The 19,084-nt window shown below is 66.6% G+C and carries 16 protein-coding genes, 1 tRNA gene and 1 pseudogene; 11 read left to right on the top strand and 7 right to left on the bottom strand.

Going from position 1 to position 19,084, the window contains the following annotated elements:
• The first annotated feature begins 1 nt into the window (after window position 1).
• The 3 genes from Q9R02_RS15110 to scpB are packed head-to-tail and all read left to right on the top strand — an operon-like array spanning window position 2 to window position 2,350.
• A complete protein-coding gene (locus tag Q9R02_RS15110; RefSeq protein ID WP_305997535.1) occupies window positions 2-892 on the top strand; it encodes a ParA family protein in 891 nt (296 codons plus the stop codon).
• 17 nt (window positions 893-909) lie between these two features.
• Window positions 910-1,776 (top strand): segregation and condensation protein A, encoded by an 867-nt coding sequence (locus Q9R02_RS15105; protein ID WP_305997534.1) that lies wholly within the window; start codon window positions 910-912, stop codon window positions 1,774-1,776.
• A complete protein-coding gene (scpB, locus tag Q9R02_RS15100; protein ID WP_305997533.1) occupies window positions 1,769-2,350 on the top strand; it encodes an SMC-Scp complex subunit ScpB in 582 nt (193 codons plus the stop codon). Before Q9R02_RS15105 ends, scpB begins: the two co-directional genes overlap by 8 nt.
• 147 nt (window positions 2,351-2,497) lie before the next feature.
• Here scpB and Q9R02_RS15095 read toward each other — a convergent pair whose 3' ends face one another.
• Complete coding sequence (locus tag Q9R02_RS15095; RefSeq protein ID WP_305997532.1) at window positions 2,498-3,490, bottom strand: hypothetical protein; 993 nt, start codon at window positions 3,488-3,490, stop codon at window positions 2,498-2,500.
• Window positions 3,491-3,912: 422 nt separating this feature from the next.
• On the opposite strand from Q9R02_RS15095, the gene Q9R02_RS15090 reads away from it, so the two are divergent.
• The 5 genes from Q9R02_RS15090 to der are packed head-to-tail and all read left to right on the top strand — an operon-like array spanning window position 3,913 to window position 9,426.
• Window positions 3,913-5,322, top strand: a complete 1,410-nt coding sequence (locus Q9R02_RS15090) for a pseudouridine synthase (RefSeq protein ID WP_305997531.1) — start codon at window positions 3,913-3,915, stop codon at window positions 5,320-5,322.
• A gap of 2 nt (window positions 5,323-5,324) precedes the next feature.
• Window positions 5,325-6,455 (top strand): prephenate dehydrogenase, encoded by a 1,131-nt coding sequence (locus Q9R02_RS15085; RefSeq protein WP_305997530.1) that lies wholly within the window; start codon window positions 5,325-5,327, stop codon window positions 6,453-6,455.
• An 11-nt stretch (window positions 6,456-6,466) separates the two neighbouring features.
• The gene (cmk, locus tag Q9R02_RS15080; RefSeq protein ID WP_305997562.1) at window positions 6,467-7,192 is read left to right on the top strand and encodes a (d)CMP kinase; all 726 of its coding nucleotides are present in this window, start codon (window positions 6,467-6,469) and stop codon (window positions 7,190-7,192) included.
• A 28-nt stretch (window positions 7,193-7,220) separates the two neighbouring features.
• A complete protein-coding gene (locus Q9R02_RS15075; protein WP_305997561.1) occupies window positions 7,221-7,877 on the top strand; it encodes a lysophospholipid acyltransferase family protein in 657 nt (218 codons plus the stop codon).
• 16 nt (window positions 7,878-7,893) lie between these two features.
• Window positions 7,894-9,426 carry a ribosome biogenesis GTPase Der gene (gene der, locus Q9R02_RS15070; RefSeq protein WP_305997529.1) on the top strand — a complete coding sequence of 511 codons (1,533 nt, stop codon included), beginning with the start codon at window positions 7,894-7,896 and terminating at the stop codon, window positions 9,424-9,426.
• A gap of 299 nt (window positions 9,427-9,725) precedes the next feature.
• On the opposite strand, the gene Q9R02_RS15065 is transcribed toward der, so the two are convergent.
• From Q9R02_RS15065 to Q9R02_RS15055, 3 genes are all read right to left on the bottom strand, one after another.
• A complete protein-coding gene (locus tag Q9R02_RS15065; protein ID WP_305997528.1) occupies window positions 9,726-10,436 on the bottom strand; it encodes a PKD domain-containing protein in 711 nt (236 codons plus the stop codon).
• A gap of 218 nt (window positions 10,437-10,654) precedes the next feature.
• Window positions 10,655-11,275, bottom strand: coding sequence for a DUF6318 family protein (locus tag Q9R02_RS15060; RefSeq protein WP_305997527.1), 621 nt, complete (start codon window positions 11,273-11,275; stop codon window positions 10,655-10,657).
• Window positions 11,276-11,422: 147 nt separating this feature from the next.
• A complete protein-coding gene (locus tag Q9R02_RS15055) occupies window positions 11,423-12,592 on the bottom strand; it encodes a YhgE/Pip domain-containing protein (RefSeq protein ID WP_305997526.1) in 1,170 nt (389 codons plus the stop codon).
• Between the two features lie 100 nt (window positions 12,593-12,692).
• On the opposite strand from Q9R02_RS15055, the gene Q9R02_RS15050 reads away from it, so the two are divergent.
• Window positions 12,693-13,289 (top strand): TetR/AcrR family transcriptional regulator, encoded by a 597-nt coding sequence (locus tag Q9R02_RS15050; RefSeq protein WP_305997525.1) that lies wholly within the window; start codon window positions 12,693-12,695, stop codon window positions 13,287-13,289.
• Window positions 13,290-13,666: 377 nt separating this feature from the next.
• Here the strand turns inward: Q9R02_RS15050 and Q9R02_RS15045 are convergent, their stop codons facing one another.
• From Q9R02_RS15045 to Q9R02_RS15035, 3 genes are all read right to left on the bottom strand, one after another.
• Window positions 13,667-14,089, bottom strand: coding sequence for a hypothetical protein (locus Q9R02_RS15045; RefSeq protein ID WP_305997524.1), 423 nt, complete (start codon window positions 14,087-14,089; stop codon window positions 13,667-13,669).
• Window positions 14,086-14,574 (bottom strand): hypothetical protein, encoded by a 489-nt coding sequence (locus tag Q9R02_RS15040; RefSeq protein WP_305997523.1) that lies wholly within the window; start codon window positions 14,572-14,574, stop codon window positions 14,086-14,088. The genes Q9R02_RS15045 and Q9R02_RS15040 overlap by 4 nt, the downstream gene beginning before the upstream one ends.
• A 1,142-nt stretch (window positions 14,575-15,716) precedes the next feature.
• A complete protein-coding gene (locus Q9R02_RS15035) occupies window positions 15,717-16,490 on the bottom strand; it encodes a hypothetical protein (RefSeq protein WP_305997522.1) in 774 nt (257 codons plus the stop codon).
• A 271-nt stretch (window positions 16,491-16,761) separates the two neighbouring features.
• Between Q9R02_RS15035 and Q9R02_RS15030 the strand changes: the two genes are divergently transcribed.
• A tRNA-Pro gene (locus Q9R02_RS15030) sits at window positions 16,762-16,838 on the top strand.
• A gap of 256 nt (window positions 16,839-17,094) precedes the next feature.
• A pseudogene (locus Q9R02_RS15025) lies at window positions 17,095-18,387 on the top strand (IS3 family transposase).
• The last annotated feature ends 697 nt before the right edge of the window (window positions 18,388-19,084 follow it).

Raw genomic sequence — 19,084 nt, 5'->3', positions numbered from 1 at the left:
CGTGAACCTCGAACACTCCACGACCACGCTGGGCGGCACGGCGGAGGACGTCAGGCTCGGCCCCACCGGACGCCCGCTGCGGGAATTCCCCACCCCTGCGCCCCTCGACTCCCACGGCCCCGCCAGGATCATCGCCATGGTGAACCAGAAGGGCGGCGTCGGCAAGACCACCTCCACCATCAACCTGGCCGCGGCGCTCGCCGAATACGGGCGCCGCGTCCTGTTGGTGGACTTCGACCCGCAGGGCGCCCTGTCCGCGGGCTTCGGGGCCAATCCGCACGAACTGGACCTCACCGTCTACAACATCCTCATGGACCGCAAGGCGGACATCCGGGACGCCATCCAGCCCACCGGGGTGGAGGGAGTGGACCTCCTGCCCGCCAACATCGACCTCTCCGCGGCCGAGGTGCAGCTGGTCAACGAGGTAGCCCGCGAGCAGGTCCTCGCCACCGCCCTGCGCAAGGTGGAGGACGACTACGACGTGGTCCTCATCGACTGCCAGCCGTCCCTCGGCCTGCTGACGGTCAATGCCCTGACCGCGGCGCACGGCGTCATCATCCCGCTCATCTGCGAGTTCTTCGCCCTGCGTGCCGTGGCACTGCTGGTGGAGACCATCGAGAAGGTCCAGGACCGTCTGAACCCGCGCCTGACCGTGGACGGCGTGCTCGCCACCATGTACGACGCGCGGACCCTCCACAGTCGCGAGGTCATCACGCGTCTGGTGGAGGCGTTCGGGGACAAGGTCTTCGAGACCGTCATCCGCCGCACCATCAAGTTCGCCGACGCCACCGTGGCCGCCGAGCCGATCACCCAGTACGCCAGCAACCACCCGGGCGCTGAAGCATACCGGCAGCTGGCCAAGGAGCTCATCGAGCGCGGCGGTGCCCCGTAAGCACGGCTGAGGCTCTCATGACTGAGGCGGCTCCCACCGAGGCGGGCGTTCCCGCTGAGGAGGGGGCCGCCGTCGTCGTCGGTTTCCAAGTCCGGCTGACGAACTTCACCGGGCCGTTCGACCTGCTGCTCAGCCTGATCTCCAAGCGGGAAATGGACGTGACCGAGGTGGCGCTGGCCACTGTGACGGACGAGTTCATCGCGTACATCCGTGCCCTGCAGGAGCAGGGGGAGGAGTGGGCGCTGGATGAGGCGAGCGAGTTCCTGGTCATCGCAGCGACCCTCCTGGACATCAAGGCGGCGCGGCTTCTGCCGGCGGGCGAGCTGGACCCGGAGGAGGACCTGGCCGTCCTGGAGGCGCGGGACCTGCTGTTCGCGCGGCTGCTGCAGTACAAGGCGTTCAAGGAGGTTGCGGCGCGGCTGGGTGAGGAGCTGACCCAGGAGGCGTTGCGGTTCCCGAGGCTGGTGTCCCTGGAGCCGCACTTCGCGGCGCTGCTGCCGGAATTGGTGTGGAAGCACGGGCCGGACGAGTTCGCCGCGTTGGCCGCGAAGGCTCTGGCGCCGCGTGCGGAATCGGTGCCGCCTTCGGTGAGTGTGGAGCATCTGCACAGCGCGCCCGTGAGCGTCCGGGAGCAGGCGGAGCTGCTGGCGCTGCGCTTGCAGGCCGAGGCGCAGCTGAGCTTCCGGGCCCTGGTGGCGGATGCCCCGGACGCGCAGGTGGTGATCGCGAGGTTCCTGGCGCTGCTGGAGCTCTTCCGCGACCAGGTGGTGTCCTTCGAGCAGCCCGAGGCGCTGGGGGAGCTGACGGTGCGTTGGACGGGGACTGGTGCCATTTCTTCCCAGGTTTCCGATTTCGACTCGCTGGAAGGTGAAGCCGATGGCTGACGACGGGCTGCTCTCCGCTCTGGAGGCTGTGCTCATGGTGGTGGACGAACCGGTGACGGCGGCACAGCTGGCCGCGGCGCTGGAGGTGCCGGAGCCGGAGGTCGAGGAGGCGCTGCTGGCGCTGCGGGCGGAGTACGACGGCGGTGCGCCCGGCGGGCGCGTGTCCGGCGGGCGGGTGCGGGGCTTTGAGCTGCGGAACCTGGCGGGCGGGTGGCGGATCTATTCGCGCCCGCTGCATGCCGAGGCCGTGCAGCGGTTCGTGATGGACGGACAGACGGCCCGTCTGACGCAGGCCGCACTGGAAACCCTGGCCGTGGTGGCGTACCGGCAGCCGGTGTCCCGGGCGAGGGTTTCGGCGATTCGCGGGGTCAACGTGGATTCGGTGATGAAGACCCTGGTTCAGCGTGGCCTGGTGGAGGAGGCCGGGACCGACCCTGAGTCCGGCTCCATGCAGTACCGGACCACGGCGTACTTCCTGGAACGGCTCGGGGTCAAAGACCTGGCCGAACTTCCCGCGATCTCCCCGTTCCTCCCCGACCTCGAGGAATCCACGGCGATCTACCCGGGGAGGTAAGGGCGGGCGCTCCTCTTGTGCGCCGAAACTGTGCCGCCCCGGGACCACCACCGCGAGGTCCTATCCGTGAAACAGTGGGTTTCCGCTGAAACAGTGGGTTTAGACCACTGTTTCAGCGGAAAGCCACTGTTTCACGGGCCGGCGCGGTCACGACCGGGACCGGCTGCGCGCCGAGGCCCACGCCGCGTGGATCCAACGCTTCACTCCGACGGGGTTGTCGAGGTCCTTCCAATCGATGCGGACGAAGATCCAGCCCATCTCCATGAGCCGCCGTTCACGGATCCGTTCCTCGGCGATGGCGTCATCGGTGGGAGTTTCCCCGAAGTACTTGATCTTGCCGTCGAACTCCAGCGCCACCATGAGGTCCGGCCAGGCGAAGTCGAGCCGCCGGAGGCCGCGGTCGGTCATCACCTCATACTGGGAGACCGGCATGGACATGTTCAGCAGCCACAGCATGAACCGAGTCCGGGTCTCTCCCATGGATTCACTCTTGGGATCGGCGAGTTCCAGGACGCTCCGCAGATTCACCACGCCTCGCTGTCCGTGAAGCCTTTCCGCATAGCGTTCAACGAGCTTGCGATCGGCGCCCAGCCGGAGGGCCTGGTCCATGATCACCAGGGATCCCTCTAGATCCAGAATCCGGCAGCAGTCCACCACGGTCCGCTCAAGCGTCGTGAACTCGACGAAGCCGGTCCCGTCGGTTTCGTCCGGTGCCACCGACAGGTGGTGCATCACCGTGGCAGGGCACAGCCGGCCGGGCGAAGTCCGGGACCTGCAGGTCACGTGAACGAACTCATCGGCATGCCAGAGCTGGCAGCCATGGATCCGGGCGGCAGAGGTATGGCTGTAGACGAAGCCCCTGTTCCGCCGCGTCGAATAGACCTTTGCATGGGCGTGCAGCCGGAGCTCGGCGCGTTCGGAACGCCGGAGGCCGTCCGCATGGGAGCGCCGCGCATAGGCGCCCCGCTGGATCTGCACGAGCACGCGGGACTGCACCAGCCGTCGTCGTTCACCATGCCAGATGCCGCGGGCCTCCAGCTCGGCGGTCGACCAGAGTACCTCTTCGGCTTCCAGACGCTGGGTGAGGTCCAGAATCGTGGTCTTCGGCCGGGACTGTTCGGGAGGGGGTTGCGTTGTCATGAATTGATGGTGCGGGCCGGCGGTTTGCGGATTCGGAGTGAACATCGCCCATGGGCACAACCTGGCCTGCCGGAGCTGTGGGCAATGCCCCGCCGAAACAGTGGGTTTCCGCTGAAACAGTGGGGTTAAACCACTGTTTCAGCGGAAACCCACTGTTTCGGCGGTAGGGGGAGGCAGGTGGGGTACGGGACGGTCGGGACCGGGCGTATGGTCTCGTGTAAGCAACGTCTCCCTCGGGACCACGCGCCTTTCCGGTAGACTGGTACCGGGCTTCGGCCCTCTTTTTGGCATGCCGTCAGGCGGCCGCGCTCCCTTTCCGGGACAGGAACCCCTCACGGGGCGGCCTCCCGGAAGCACCATCGGGGCGGCGCACAGGAACACCACAACGCTGGAACATTTCAGCAGAACATAAGGCACAGGTCATGACACAGTCGGGACGACAGGGTTCACACCGGGGCGGCGACGCCCGTAATCAGGGCGGCAGCCGCCGCCAGGCCTCTTCGGGCTTCAGCAAGTACGGCCGCGACGCCCAGCAAGGCGGACGCAACGACGGCGGCGGACGCCGCGGCGGCGGATTCGGCCAGGGCGGTGCCTCCCGCGGAGGCTCGGGCCAGGGCCGCGCAGGCGCAGGCCGCGGCTACGGCAACGACCGCAACAGCAACGACCGCGGCTACGAGCGCAGCGACCGCTTCGGCCGCACGGAGCGTTCTGAGGGCTACAACCGTTCCGAAGGCTACGGCCGCGGACAGGGCGCAGGCCGCAGCGACCGGAATGACCGCTTCGGCGCAGGATCCGGCGAGGGCAAGCCGTTCTCCAAGGACAAGCCGAACCGCCCCAACTCCAGCAAGCCGGGCTTCACCAAGGCGGGCAAGCCGAAGGCCGGGACCGGCCGCGGCGGCGCCGGCACCGTCGGCGGCACCCGCAAGGCGGGCCTGAGCAAGGCCGGCGCCGGCCGCCCCGGAACCGCCCGCCCCACCTCCGGCCCCAGCGCCCCGTTCGGCAACGAGCGCTTCGGTGAGTACAAGGGCCCGGTCAAGCGCACCAACACTCCGCGCCGTGCACCCCGCCGCAACGCCCCGGACCACGAGCTCCACTCCACCGAGGGTGTCCGCCTGCAGAAGCTCATGGCCCAGGCCGGCGTCGCGAGCCGTCGCGTCTGCGAAGAGATGATCGAGGACGGGCGCGTCGAGGTGGACGGCCAGATCGTCACCGAGCTCGGCCTGCGCGTTGACCCGGAGACGGTCGCCATCCACGTGGACGGCATCCGCCTGCAGCTCAACGACTCGCTCGTCTACTACGCGTTCAACAAGCCCAAGGGCGTCGTCTCCACCATGACGGACCCGGAAGGCCGCCGCTGCATCAGCGACTACATCAAGCCGAGCCTCACGGGCGGCAACCGCCTCTTCCACGTCGGCCGTCTGGACGCCGAGACGGAGGGCCTGCTGCTCCTGACCAACGACGGCGAACTGGCCAACCGCCTGACCCACCCGTCCTACGAGGTCCCCAAGACGTACCTGGTGCAGGTGCGCGGCCCGTTCCCGCACGGTATCTCCAAGAAGATGCTGGAAGGCATCGAGCTGGAGGACGGCGTCACCAAGGTCGACTCCTTCCGCCTGGTGGACTCCACCCCCGGCAAGGTCCTGATCGAGGTCGTGCTGCACTCCGGCAAGAACCGCATCGTGCGCCGCCTGTTCGACGCCGTCGGCTTCCCTGTGCTGCGCCTGGTGCGCCTGAAGGTCGGCCCCATCGGCCTGGGCGACCAGAAGCAGGGCAGCATCCGCCGCCTGGGCAAGCAGGAACTCGGCCACCTGATGGCCGCGGTGGGTCTGTAACAGTGTCCGCATTCGGCATGCACGGGCCCGGTCAGCTGACCGGTCCCGTGGTGATCGTCGGCACCGGCCTGCTCGGTGCCAGCATCGGCCTGGGCCTGCGCGGCCGGGACGTGGAGGTCTTCCTCTCCGACCCGTCGCCCACCAACCAGGCGGTCGCCGTGGACATCGGCGCCGGCCTGCCGCTGGCTGAACTGCAGGTGCGGGGGCACGACGACGGCGCGGTGCGCCTCGCCGTCGTCGCCTCGCCTCCCGACGTGACGGCCGCCGTCGTGCTGGACGCGCTGCGCCGCTACCCGCACGCCGTGGTGGTGGACATCGCGAGCGTGAAGGCCGGGATCCTGGCCGCCGTGACCGCGGGGGCCACGCCGGAGGAGCTGGAGCGGTACGTCGGCACGCACCCCATGGCCGGCCGGGAGAAGTCCGGGCCGGTGGCGGCGCGCGGTGAGCTGTTCACCTCGATGCCGTGGGTGCTGTGCCCGGGGCCGGCGGCGTCACCGGATGCGGTGGAGACCGCGCGGACCCTGGCCGTGGACCTGGCGTCGACGGTGTACGAGTTCGCACCCGCCGAGCATGACGAGGCCGTGGCACTGGTGTCGCACCTGCCGCAGGTCATGTCGTCGCTGCTGGCCACCCGCCTGCAGGAGGTTCCGGAGCATGCGCTCTCCCTGGCGGGCAACGGCCTGCGGGACACCACCCGCATCGCGGCGAGTGACCCGGACCTCTGGATCCAGATCCTCGGCGCCAACGCGGGGCCGGTGGTGGAGATCCTGCACGGTGTGCGGGAGGACCTGAACCGGCTGATCAGCACCCTGGAAGCCCCCAAGGCGCCGGGTGCGCGGCTGGATCTGGCGCAGCTGATGAGCGAGGGCAACGCCGGGCAGGCCCGCATCCCGGGCAAGCACGGCGGGCCGGCGCGCAGCTACGCGTGGCTGACCGTCCTGGTGGACGACACGCCCGGGCAGATCGCGCGCCTGCTCACGGAGATCGGCGAGATCGGCGTGAACGTGGAGGACCTGCGCCTGGACCACTCGTCCGGGCAGAACGTGGGCATGGTGGAGCTCTCGGTGCTGCCGAGCAAGCACGATGCCCTGGTGGAAGAACTGAGCGAACGCGGCTGGAGGGTGTTGCAGTGAGTGACGGGACCATGACGACGTCGGGCCAGGAACCGGTGCTGCGCGCCGGGCATCCCCTGGTGGTGGCCGTGGACGGCCCCAGCGGCTCCGGCAAGTCGAGCGTGAGCAAGGCGGCGGCGCGTGCGCTGCGCCTGGCCTACCTGGACACGGGCGCCATGTACCGGGCGCTGACCTGGTACTGCCTGGACCGTGGCATCGACCTGAAGGACGCCGCCGCGGTGGAGAACGCCGCGGAGGAGCTGCCGCTGGAGCAGAGCACCAGCCCGGACGCGGAGTTCGTGAAGGTCGGGGGCGTGGACGTCACGGAGGCGATCCGTGAGCCGCGCATCTCGGAGAACGTGTCCGCCGTGGCGACCACGCTGGGTGCCCGGACCGAGCTGATCCGCCGTCAGCGCGAGCAGATCGAAAAGCACCGCAACCGCATGGTGGTGGAGGGCCGGGACATCACCACGGTGGTGGCTCCCCGGGCCGAGGTTCGGCTCCTGCTCACGGCCAGCGAAGAGGCGCGCCTGCGCCGCCGCGGCGTGCAGCTGGGCGGGACGCAGAGCAAGGAACAGCTGGCCCAGCAGGTCCTGGAGCGCGATAAGAAGGATTCGACCGTGGTGAACTTCACCCGGGCGGCCGACGGCGTGGTGACCCTGGATTCGAGCGATCTGGACTTCCGGCAGACGGTGGACGCGGTGCTGGACATCGTGCACCGGGTGCTGGAGCACCGGGTCGTGGAAACCCGTGACTGACAGCGTGCGCATCCCGCACCCCGCCACCATGTGGTGGGCGCGGCCGGTGGGCTGGATCCTGGACAACGTGGCGTACCGGACCCGGGTGTTCGGGGCGGACAACGTCCCGCGGAACGTGCCGGTGCTGTTCGCCGGGAACCACCTGAGCTATCTGGACGGGCCCGTGATGTTCGGGGCCAGTCCGGTGCCGATGCACATCCTGGTGAAGCAGGAGATGTTCTCCGGCTTCCTGGGCGGCGTGCTGCGGGGCTCGGGGCAGATTCCGGTGGACCGGACACACGGCCGTGAAGCGCTCAACACCGCGAAGGCGCTGCTGGATGCGGGCCGCAACGTCGGGATCCTGCCGGAAGGCACCCGGGGGAGCGGGACGGCGGTGAGCCTCAACAACGGGGTGGCGTGGCTGGCACTGCACACGGACGCCGTCGTGGTTCCGGTGGGCATCACGGGGACGCGACGCGCGGGTGAGCACGTGGACCACGTGCCGAAGCCGGGACGGCAGTTCGCGGTGAGCTTCGGGGAGCCGCTGCGGGCGGCGCGCCGGGCGGGTGAAAGCGGCCGTGCTTCAATGGACAGGACGGCCGAGGAGATCAGGCAGGCGCTGGTGGTGGAAGTCGCCGGCGTCGTGCAGAGAAGTGGACTTGAGCTGCCGGAAGGCAGCGTGGACGCGGCCGTGACCGGCCGGTGAATTGGTAAGGGAGAACATGAGCGAGAAGCTGAACGGACAGGACGAGGAGTACATCCCCTCCGGTCCGGACACCGTGGACGAGACGTTCGCCGCCATGGACGAGGCCGAGCTTGAGGCCCGCGCGGCGAGCCTGCGTGCCGGGCTGGACGACTATGAGCTGGATGAGGACGACGCCGCGCTGCTGGGCGAGTTCTACGGCGAGGAGTTCGAGCAGGTGGAGCGGAAGCCCGCTCCGGTGCTGGCGATCATCGGCCGGCCGAACGTGGGCAAGTCCACGCTGGTCAACCGCATCCTGGGCCGTCGTGAGGCCGTGGTGGAGGACGTTCCGGGTGTGACCCGTGACCGCGTCATGTACCCGGCGGAGTGGAACGGCAAGCGCTTCACCCTGGTGGACACCGGTGGCTGGGAGCACGACGCCAAGGGCATCCACGCCTCCGTGGCCGCGCAGGCCGAGGTGGCCGTGGAGTTCTCCGACGCGGTGCTGTTCGTGGTGGACACCACGGTGGGTGCGACGTCCACGGACGAGCTGGTCATGAAGATGCTCCGCAAGGCCAAGAAGCCGGTCATCCTGGTGGCCAACAAGGTGGACGACTTCGTCCAGGAGGCCGAGGCGGCTGCGCTGTGGGGCCTGGGCTTCGGCGAGCCGTGGCCGGTGTCCGCCGTGCACGGCCGTGGTGTGGCGGACTTGCTGGATCACGCCATGAAGGTGCTGCCGGAGTTCTCCGCGGTGGATGCGACGGAGCGTTCCGGCGGTCCGCGGCGCATCGCGCTGATCGGGCGCCCGAACGTGGGCAAGTCGTCCTTGCTGAACAAGCTGGCCGGCGCGGAGCGCGTGGTGGTGAACGAACTGGCCGGGACCACGCGTGACCCGGTGGATGAGTTCATCGAGCTCGGCGGGGAGACCTGGAAGTTCATCGACACTGCCGGTATCCGCCGCCGTCAGCACATGGCGCACGGCTCCGAGTACTACGCGTCGCTGCGCACGCAGGCCGCGCTGGAGCGGTCCGAGGTGGCCGTGATCCTGCTGGCCGTGGATGAGACGCTGTCCGAGCAGGACGTGCGTATCATTCAGCTGGCCATCGAGTCCGGCCGGGCGATGGTGCTGGCGTTCAACAAGTGGGATCTGCTGGACGAGGACCGCCGCCGCTACCTGGAGCGCGAGATCGAGCAGGATCTGGCGCACGTGGAGTGGGCGCCGCGCGTGAACATCTCCGCGAAGACCGGCTGGCACAAGGACAAGCTGGTGCCCGCCCTGGACCTGGCGCTGGAGAACTGGGACCGCCGTATTCCGACGGGCAAGCTGAACGCGTTCCTGGGCGAGCTCGTGGCCGCGCACCCGCACCCGGTGCGTGGTGGCAAGCAGCCGCGCATCCTTTTCGCCACGCAGGCGAGCAGCCGTCCGCCGAAGTTCGTGCTGTTCACCACGGGGTTCCTGGACCCGGGGTACCGCCGCTTCATCACGCGCCGTCTGCGCGAGACGTTCGACTTCCGTGGCACGCCGATCGAGGTGTCGATGCGCGTGCGTGAGCGCCGCGGGCGGGGCAAGTAACCTCTTCTGATGTGCGACGACGGCGGGTCTCCCTGGGTGGGAGGCCCGCCGTTCGGCGTTTTCTGGGGGAGCTGGGGGTTCGTTTTGTGGGCCGGGCCGGCGCCCGGGCGCCCTTATTGACGTTGGGCTCCGCGATTGGGGAGCCCGGTGTCAACAAGGGCGCCCGGATGGCGGCGGCGTGGTCCCTGCCTAGCCGCGGGGTGCGCCCCGACTCGCTTTTCGCGGGCGGATTCGGCCGCGAAAAGTGAATCCGGCCGCAGGAGTTCTGAGCAGCTCGGGCTTCGTGGGGCGGAGCTGGTTCAGCAGCCGGGGCCGGTGGGGTTCTGGTTGCAGTCGTCGGCGTACCAGTCGACTTTGGAGCGCCAGACGGAGAGGCGGATGCCGGGGCTGGGGACGTTGGCTTCGCCGGGGATGGGCATGGCGGGTCCGCCGTTGATGCTGAAGGTGCCGTGGTAGCGGGTGGTGACGGTGGCGGTGTAGTCGCCGGTCTTGGCGTAGGAGTGTGAGGTGCGAGTCTCGCTGCCCCATTGGTCTTTGGGCAGTGAGGAGCCTTCGAGGCTGGTGGGGCCGAGGGTGGTGCCGTCTCCGTAGTCGTAGGTGTAGGAGACGGGGTAGATGGTCATGTCGATGCGCTGACCGAGGAGGGTCATGGTGATCTTCTGGGTGTCGGCGTGGGCGGTGAAGTTGGTCTGGTAGCCGATGAGGGTGTGCGGATTCGGCTGGATGACGAAGGTGGCTGCGGCGAGCTTCCGTGACTGGAGCTCTTTGGCGATGAGGCCGGGGATGTTCAGCAGGGCCTGGGCTTCGGCGGGGTTGTAGACGCAGGTGGGGGCGCCGTCGTTGGCCCATTGGGACCATTCGGGATTGTTCAGACCGATCGGTGCGTACTTGTACTGGGCAAGGAAGCCGGCGTCCTTGTGGCCGTTGCCTGGAGGGCATTTCTGGTTGTTCCGCTCGGCGGCCAGGCACTTGCTGTCTCGGGTGCCTTCTTTGTCGATCTGGCAGGGCAAGCCTAGGAGCCACTGGTACTTCGGCGCTTCGGGAGAAGTATGGACTGAATTGAGCTCACCCGTCTTCTGGTCGAGTTCGTTAGTGGTCGTAGCGTCTGCCGACTGCTTGTCCAGAGAAACGCTACTTCCAGAAGAACCCGTGGCAGTCGGCGCCGGCACTGGAGCCGGGGTGAACGGCACGATGAGGACGGCAACGGTTGCTGCCAGGATCTTCAACATCATCCGACCCAGCGTTTGGTGTCGTGGATCTTCCACGAGTCGCCGACGCGGTCGACGACGAATGCCAATGCCAGGTTGGCCCTTTCCTTCTGCTCCTCGGTTACCGAGTTCTTGGCATCATGAACCGCAAAGGGCTCTTGGATTACTTGGGCAATCAGGGTCACTCGTTCCGAATTGGGCGTGACCTTGATGTCGCCAGCTGGTGTGCGGAGCTTGCCGCCTTCGATCCACCCGCCCGCGTGCCATTGCTCCTGAACTGCGGAGATCATTGTCTGACACAGCTGGCAATCGGGGGCCGACATTGCGGATACCGTCTTCGTGTCCCCGGTCTCATACGCATAAGACAGCATCGCCACCCAGTACCCCACGAACGCCTTCGCACCCTCGGGCGTCTTCGCCTTCGCAGCGGCCGGCATGACCGGAACCGGAACGTTCTCGGCCTTGCTCGTCGCGGTGGCCGGCTTGTAGGCGGCGGATGCAGTAGGCGTGGGGGAAGCCGAAGCGCTGACGGACGTCGTCGAGCTCGCCGAAGGGCCGGGCTTTCCCGCCTCAGAACCGCAGGCCACAAGACCCAGCGTGAGCAGTGCGATGGACGCGCACGCCGACAGAGCACGCTTCATGATGATCCCCGATCATGTGGTGAGTGATGTGCCTATCACCCTACACGGCATCACAATCGAGTGACGAAAGTTATCCACAAGACTGCGAAGGCCGGCCGCCGGCACAGGGTGCCGGAGGACGGCCCCGGGAGAACCACCTAACAGGAATCACACCTCCGCAACAGCCCCCTGATTCCGGAAGTGCCCGGTCGCGATCAGTACGACGCCCAGCACCGCCCACCCACCCAGCACCAGCCACGGGAACGCCGTGCTCGCATCCGGGAAGTAGGACAGATCGCGCAGCAGCGTCCCCGACGCACCCGGCACGAACCACTGGCCCACGTCGCCCCACGGCGCCGGCAGGAACTCCTTCGGCTGGGTCAGCGCGGACAGCGGATTGCCGATGAACATCGTGATCACAGCGCCCACAGCCACCCCCGCCTGACCGATCAGCGAGGACAGCCCGGCGATGATCGCCGCCGTCGCGGCCAGGCCGAGACCCACGGCAAGCGAGTTCGCCCAGTAGTCGCCCTGCAGCACGTGGAACCAGCCCTGCAGAATGCCGGCCAGCCCCAGCCCGCCCAGCACGCCGTATCCAAGGACCGCCGCGAGCCGTCGCCACGCGCCGGACACCAGCAGGCTGATGAGCACGCCACCCACCATGCCGCCCATCGCCAGCGGAAGGCCCGCGACCGCCAGCCCGGTGCCGCGCGGATCATCGGAGGAGAGGGGGACGACGTCGGTCACCACCACGGTGGGGACGGCGGCGGGCGCGGTGGGCGCCGTCGTCGTCGGCTGAATGTCGGTGACCGGCGGCTGGTGGGCGGCCAGGGCGGCCTGCATCTTCTTCACCGCGTCGGTGAGGCCGGCGATGGCCTGCTGGTCGATCTGCTTCTGGATCCCGGCGCCCAGCTGGGTAAGCGCGGTGCTGGCGACCGGGCTGGCAGCGCTGGCGACGAGGATCTCCGGGGCGCCGGCGGCAGGCAGGATCACGGCGCCGTAGACGCTGCGGTTCCTGATCTGGCTGATGGCGTCGTCCCGAGAACCGACGGTGTGGATGTCCAGCATGCCGTCGGGCGCTTTGGCGGTGAGCTGCTGGATCTGCTCGGTGGTGCCGACCACAGCGACCGGTAGGTGCTGTGGTTTGGCGGTGACGCTGGGCCAGGCGAAGGCGAGGAGGATCAGGCAGACCGCGACGGCGGCGAGCACCGCGGTGCGCAACGCGTGCGCCCAGGGGGTGTGCGGGGCGTGGGTGGTGCGGCCGGGGGAGGCGTCCGCGGGCCGGGCGTCGTCGGCGTGCCGGGGGTGGTGCTGCGCCTCGGTGGAGGTGGTGCTCATGGCGACTCCTTCAACAAAAAGAATATTCGTTCTCTATTATGAACCGAGGCGCTAGACTGTCAAGAACGATCATTCGTTTTTAACGGGAGGCGGCACGGAGATGCCCAAGGTCAGTGAGGAACACCGGGAACGGCAGCGGCAGCGGATCCTGGACGCGGCGGTCGCGTGCGTGGGACGCAAGGGGTTCGCCGCGACGTCGATGGCGGACATTATCGCCGAGGCCGGGCTGTCCGCGGGGGCCGTGTATCTCTACTACCGCAGCAAGGAGCAGCTGACGGTGGACGTCGGGCGGCGGATCCTAGGGGAGAAGATCGCGGTGCTGGACGGGTTCCTGGCGATGCCCGAGGTGCCTGCGCCCAGCGTGGTGATCCCGGCGTTCATGAACGCCATGCCGCAGGACGGCTTCTTCCCGGGGACCGCGGTGCAGGTGTGGGGCGAGGCGGTGCATTCGGTGGAGCTCGCGGAGACGGCGGAGACGCTGATCGGCGAGGTCACGGGGCACTTCGCGGAGTACCTGGCGGCGTGGTTCCGGCAGTCGCGGGGCCTGGGGGAGCAGGAGGCCGCGGCCGAGGCGGCCCGGGCGGCACCGGCGATGGTCGGCCTGGTACAGGGCTACATGGTGCAGAGCGTCTTCATCGGGGAGGGCGGGCAGGAACGGTACCGGGAAGCCGCGGCGGCGGTGCTGGCTGGGCTGTGAGGAGTACGACGGCGGGGCGTCACCGTCTGCGGCGCGCCACAAGAGGGCGACGCCTTAGCGGAGGCGGAGGCGCTTAGGCTGAGAGCTGACGCAACGTATTGCCTGCAGGGAATCGTCGCTCGATTAGTGACCCTTCCACCCGCCAAAGGCCACTCGCTGTGGAGCGATGGTCAGTACCCATCTGACGAAATGTTGCACGGCCCTAGATCTCAGCGACCTTCGTTCGGCTGGTGTAGATCTCGGCAATGGCGGATGAGAATCCATTCGGACATCACAGACCTTTTTCGCTGCGAGTCCACAAAGTGCACAGGAATCATCTATCTGGACCATTGGTGGAGTGGTGTGATGCTGGTGTTGTTGGACGCGGCGAAGTCCTCCTATCTCAGGGCTTCTTCGGGACCTGTCGTCGAAGGAGAAGAGCAGGTCGCGCAGATTGAAGGCGGTGCAAAGCCATGCACGCAGGCTGGCCAGAGCTTCACTGCAATGTCTTCGGCCCCCACGGTTATTCGGGTGCCAAGTTCGACTGCTCCAACCAGAAGGAGAGGTTCCTGCCATTGCGGCCCCTCAACCTGGATGATGTCTTCACGGAAGCGAACTGTAGTCGTCGCGATCAGCCGCAGGACTACAGGCTCCGAGGAACCAAATGCGGCCGTAAGGTCAACGAAGGCCGGCTCATTTTCAACGGGCACTTGCAACTCGAACGGCAGTTCGGGGACTGAGATGTTCTTTGATGAAATTTGCCAACCAGCCACTTCGATCGGCCTTGTTTCGCCGTCGAACTCGCCCATCATGGATGTCATTTCCCCTCTTTTCCCGTTGCCCACCACCAGATGAACTCTGCTACTGCCAGTAACGCGGCAACCACCACCGCCGACCATCGAAAGAGCGGGTCAGCTGCCGAGATGAGGTCGCTAGCTTGCGCGGTGGGAGGCGCAAGGGTCGCCGCCACTCCAAGCATCAATAGGATGATTCCGCTGTTGTAGGACCGTCTGGTCCGGTCAACCCACTTTTTCCAAAGCTGGAGGTGGGTTGTATGCATGCCGCTGAAGGCCTTCTCGCTCGTTTCGTTAAGTGACCCGGCAAACCACGGCAGTAGTTCATCGCGGGTCCAGTACATCTGTCGGGCGTGGAATCCTGATTGCACGGAGAGCAGGAGCATGCCGACAGCGAGGGTTAGCAGCAGAAGACTCAGCCCGGCCCATCGGAATGAGCCAGGATTTTGAGCGATCACGCCGATGAGCGCTATCGAGAAACCCGCTAGGAGTGGCGCTGCGACCTCGCCCACTGCCTGAATTGCTGGACCGGAACCGAGAGGAACCGGTGCCGTGGCGCCCCACGGCTTCGATCCCTCAAGCGGCCGAGCTTGGATTGTAGCGTCTGCCGTTGCGCCCGCCGCGTCATTTCCATTCCCATCTTGTGAGGGCTGTTCAGACATTGCTTGCGCCCCCTTCTGCGGAGAAAATTAGCTCAGCTTTGATCGCTTTTAGGACATGAGGTCGGCGCAGTATGGCTCTGCGAACGAAAGTCAACACTCCATCGAATAGATCTGACTTATGCCCGGAGGTCGCTGTCGTTTGGGATGTCCGAAATTTTTGACATCGATACTCACTCATAGTGCGTCAATGCGGCTCCAGAGCACAATGCGTGGGTGGCAATTTTCGCAAGGTGAATTAATTGATAGATGGCACACACTTGGTGTCCGTCAGATGCCGAAACAAAGCCACCTAGTCATTGCCTCGCCGGAGCTTGGCCTTGTTGGTATGGGTTTCACGAGCACGCGGAATTCACCCCAGTTGACCTCCGCCCCGCCGCTACGGCGCGGCATGAACCGTTGCCGTGCCTGTGTGGACAAGCGTTGAGCGTCCGCGCGGATGATGGGTTCTGAAGGGCTGAACGCCGGGCCACCCGATGATCTGCCCCGGCTTGAGGTCTTCTCGGTGGGCCGTGTTCCGTCCCTTCTGGGCCGTCGGAGGCACCCGTTGCGAGCCACGGTCTGGTGGGTGACGTACGGGTTGCTGCTACCGATCTCCCAGAATGAAATTGCTGTCTCGGGACTGAGGCCAGGTACAGCAGTCCAATGAACTGCCAGTTGCTGGTACAGACTTGCTTTGGCGACGGTCACTTGTGGTGTGCTGTCGGCGAGGCGTACAGGACGACCCCGGGACTCCATCGTGGCGAGTGCCACGCGAGAGATCTTCTTGTCCAGCAGATGAGCCGTGGCGACGAACTCAAGCTGACCCGTGGCGATCTCAATGAGGTGTCCTAGTTTGGCAATCGAGGCCGCGTCAGAACCTTCTCAAGATGAGAATGTTCTGATGAGACTTCTTGAAGTCGAGGGGTCTGTCCGTCCGACCACGGTCCGTGCACCGTATAGACACTTCTATTGCGTGGACGCAATAGAAGTGACAACGCCGAACCCGCCGCGCCTTACCCGTTCGGGTACGCCTTCGCGATCTCCTTGGCGCGCAGCACGGCCATCTGCGCGTACATGTCGTGGAGTAGGTAGAGGTCGCGGCGGCGGGTCCAGGGCTGGCCGGACTCGGGATCGTAGGTGCCCGGCATGTCGATGCCGGCCGGGGCGAAGGCGGTCATGCCGCGGTCGCGGGTGGTCTGGACGCAGCGCTTCACGTGGTCGCGGAAGCCGATCACGCCGGCCGTCCCGCCGGTGCCGCGCTGCGCGACCACCTGGGCGGCGACGCCATCAGTACTGAGGTAAGTAATGGTGCCGTCCTTGGCGATGACCGGCTCGATGGAGATCACCTGGGTCATGTTGTACTTCGAGCTCAGGAAACGGGCGATCTCCCACTGGGCGAAGACGGGGACGGTCTTCTGCTTGCGGACGGCGGCGATGGTGTCCGCGAGGGCCTCGTTGACGGGGCCGGGCTCGTAGAGGACCTTGGCCGGGTCGCCGCCGCCGGCGGGCGCGCGGTTCCCGAAGGAGTAGGCGACGATGTAGTCGATGTCCGCCACTGCGACGACGGGCGGGTGCCAGTTGAAGCCGACGTCCTGGATGTGGGGCTCGACGACGGCGGCAGTGGCCGGATCGTCCAGCTCGCGGCCGAGGGCGTCCAGCATGAGACGGGTCAGTCTCTTGTCCTGGGCGTCGGTGGAGTCGGCGAAAGCCGGCTCGGCGGCGAGAAGCGGAAGGGAGGCGGCAGCCGTGGTGGCGGCAGCGGCGGTGAAGAAGCGACGGCGGTCCATGGGGAAGTCCTTGCTGTGCGGCGTGGGTGCAGGCCCGGGGGAGTGGGTGCTTAGGGAGGCTAGCGAGCCGGGTTGAATGGCCGGTGACGGGAGGGTTGCGGGGAGTTTGGTGGGGCGTGGCGGCCGGTCCGCGGGCTCCGCGGCCCTGTGGCGTTCTGGGGCGCGACACGCAGGCTCACGGGGTGGCCAGGATTTCTCATCTGGCCCGGTTTCGTATAGGGTAGAACCCGTTGCTTGAACGGCCGCGAACAGCGATAACGGTCAGGCAAGGCGGGCTGTAGCGCAGCTTGGTAGCGCACCTGACTGGGGGTCAGGGGGTCGCAGGTTCAAATCCTGTCAGCCCGACCATGTGAAGTCCCAGGACATCGTTCATTCGATGTCCTGGGATTTTTTTGTGTCCGGTGGGGTATGTCCCGCGTCATCGTTCCGGACATGTCTCGGGTCATCGTTCCGTTCGGGCGGGGTTCAGGACCGGGTTTTGGGTTGGTAGTCCTTGGCTGGGTCGATGTGGAATGTGGCGATGATTTCTCCGGTGCCGCGCCCGAGGATCATGAACCGGCCTGGGTTTGATGCCGCATTCTTTTGAGTTTGGAAGGATGTCATCATGCCCAAGAAGATCGATCCCGTGGTGCGTGAGCGGGCTGTGCGTCTGGTCACGGAGCACGCCGGGGAGTACGCGTCGTTGACGGCCGCGTCGGCGGCGGTGGCCAAGCAGCTCGGTGTCGGGAAGGAAACCGTGCGGCGATGGGTGCTGCAGGCCCAGATCGATACCGGGGACCGGGCCGGGACCACCAGCGAGGAACATGCTGAGCTGAAGCGGCTGAAGGCGGAGAACAAGCGCCTGCGCGAGGATGTGGCGATCTTGAAGGCGGCCGCGACTTTTTTCGCGGGGGAACTCGACCCCCGCAACCGGTGATCACCGGGTTCATCGACCAGATGAGAAGTGACGGGCGTTCGGTCGAGTCGGTCTTGCGGGTTCTGCGTCAGCAGGGTGTGAAGATCGCCGCGCGCACCTACCGGTCCTGGCGCAAACCCCGGATCGCGGCCCGGACCGTGACGGACGCGCAGGTCGTGGAGGCGTTGCGGGAAACAGCCTGGACCACCAGAGTCTTCCCGGACGGCAGCGTCCGTCGGGTCCTGGCACCGGAGGGTTTGTACGGGCGGCGGAAAATGACCGCCTATCTGCGCCGGACCCGGGTCCCGGACGCGTCCCGCGGGGCCGTGGACCGTGGCATGCGGCTGCTGGGCCTGGAAGGCGTCACCCGCACCAAGCGGGTCCGCACCACGATCCCGGGCAAAGACGGAGTCCGGGCCGGGGACCTGCTGAACCGGGACTTCACCGCCCAGGCGCCGAACCAGGTCTGGGTCACGGACTTCACCTACGTGCGCACGTGGGCGCCGGCCTGGGTGTATGTGGCGTTCATCGTGGACGTGTACTCCCAGAAGATCGTGGCCTGGCACGCCCAAACGAGCAAACACACCGACCTGGTCACCACCCCGTTACGGATGGCGCTCTGGGAACGGGACCGGGCAGGAACCCCCGTCAGGCCCGGACAACTGGTCCACCATTCGGACGCGGGCTCTCAGTACACCTCGATCAAGCTGACCGAGCACCTGGCCCTGGAAGGCATCCAACCGTCCATCGGGTCCGTCGGGGACGCCTATGACAATGCCCTGATGGAGACGATCAACGGCCTCTACAAGGCCGAGTGCATCCGCACCACGGTCTTCCACCAAGGCCCTTACAAGAGCCTCGCGGACGTCGAGTACGCCACGGCCGGATGGGTCGATTGGTACAACAACCGCCGGCTCCACGGTAGCCTCGCAAATGGTCACCCCGAACGAATTCGAGGCGGCCCATTACGCGGCCCTCACCGAAGTGCCGCAACCCGTATAACAGCGGCAAAGAACCCGGGACGGTTCACGGTTCCTTGTTTGCGTCATGCAGGAACGATGACGCGGGACACCCCCGGAACGATGACGTGGGACATCACGGAAGCATGACGCGAGACATGCCGGAACGATGTCCTGAAACCAGACACTGTCATCCCGACCAATGTGAAGTCTCAGGACATCGTTCACTCGATGTCCTGAGACTTTTCTGTTTTTGGCGGGGGTATGTCTCAGGACATCGTTCCGCGCGAGCGGGGCTTCAGAGCCAGGTTCCGGACTGGTGGAACAGCTTGCCTGCGCACATGCAGTCAGGGATCACCAAGTCCCACAATGCCGGGACCGAGGCTTCAGGTGATCCGGACCTCCTCGGTGGTGCCGCGTCAGCAAGGTCTTGATGCACTGTAGTTCTGCCTCTGAAATGGCCGGCCGCTCCGGACACGGTCAGTCCGTCCCCCACGATCGCCAGCACAATCGCGCGATTCCTCGCTCGTGTCATGCAGGAACGATGTCCCGAGACACCCATTCATCTGGATCGGACCGATCAGCATACTACTGCTCGCAAGGAAGATGCAACTCGACGCGTTGACTCATGGGAAACCTCCGCGTGCTGGTGGTCGTTGCCTCATGTAGGAATCTCCGGCTGCGGGTACGCCTGATGGTGTGGAGCTTTCGATGGGTGAGCGCAGGGCTGTGACGAGGAA

The sequence above is a fragment of the Arthrobacter horti genome (assembly GCF_030731045.1).
Lineage (GTDB): Bacteria > Actinomycetota > Actinomycetes > Actinomycetales > Micrococcaceae > Arthrobacter_E > Arthrobacter_E nanjingensis.
This window is presented reverse-complemented; position numbering and strand designations above follow the sequence as displayed.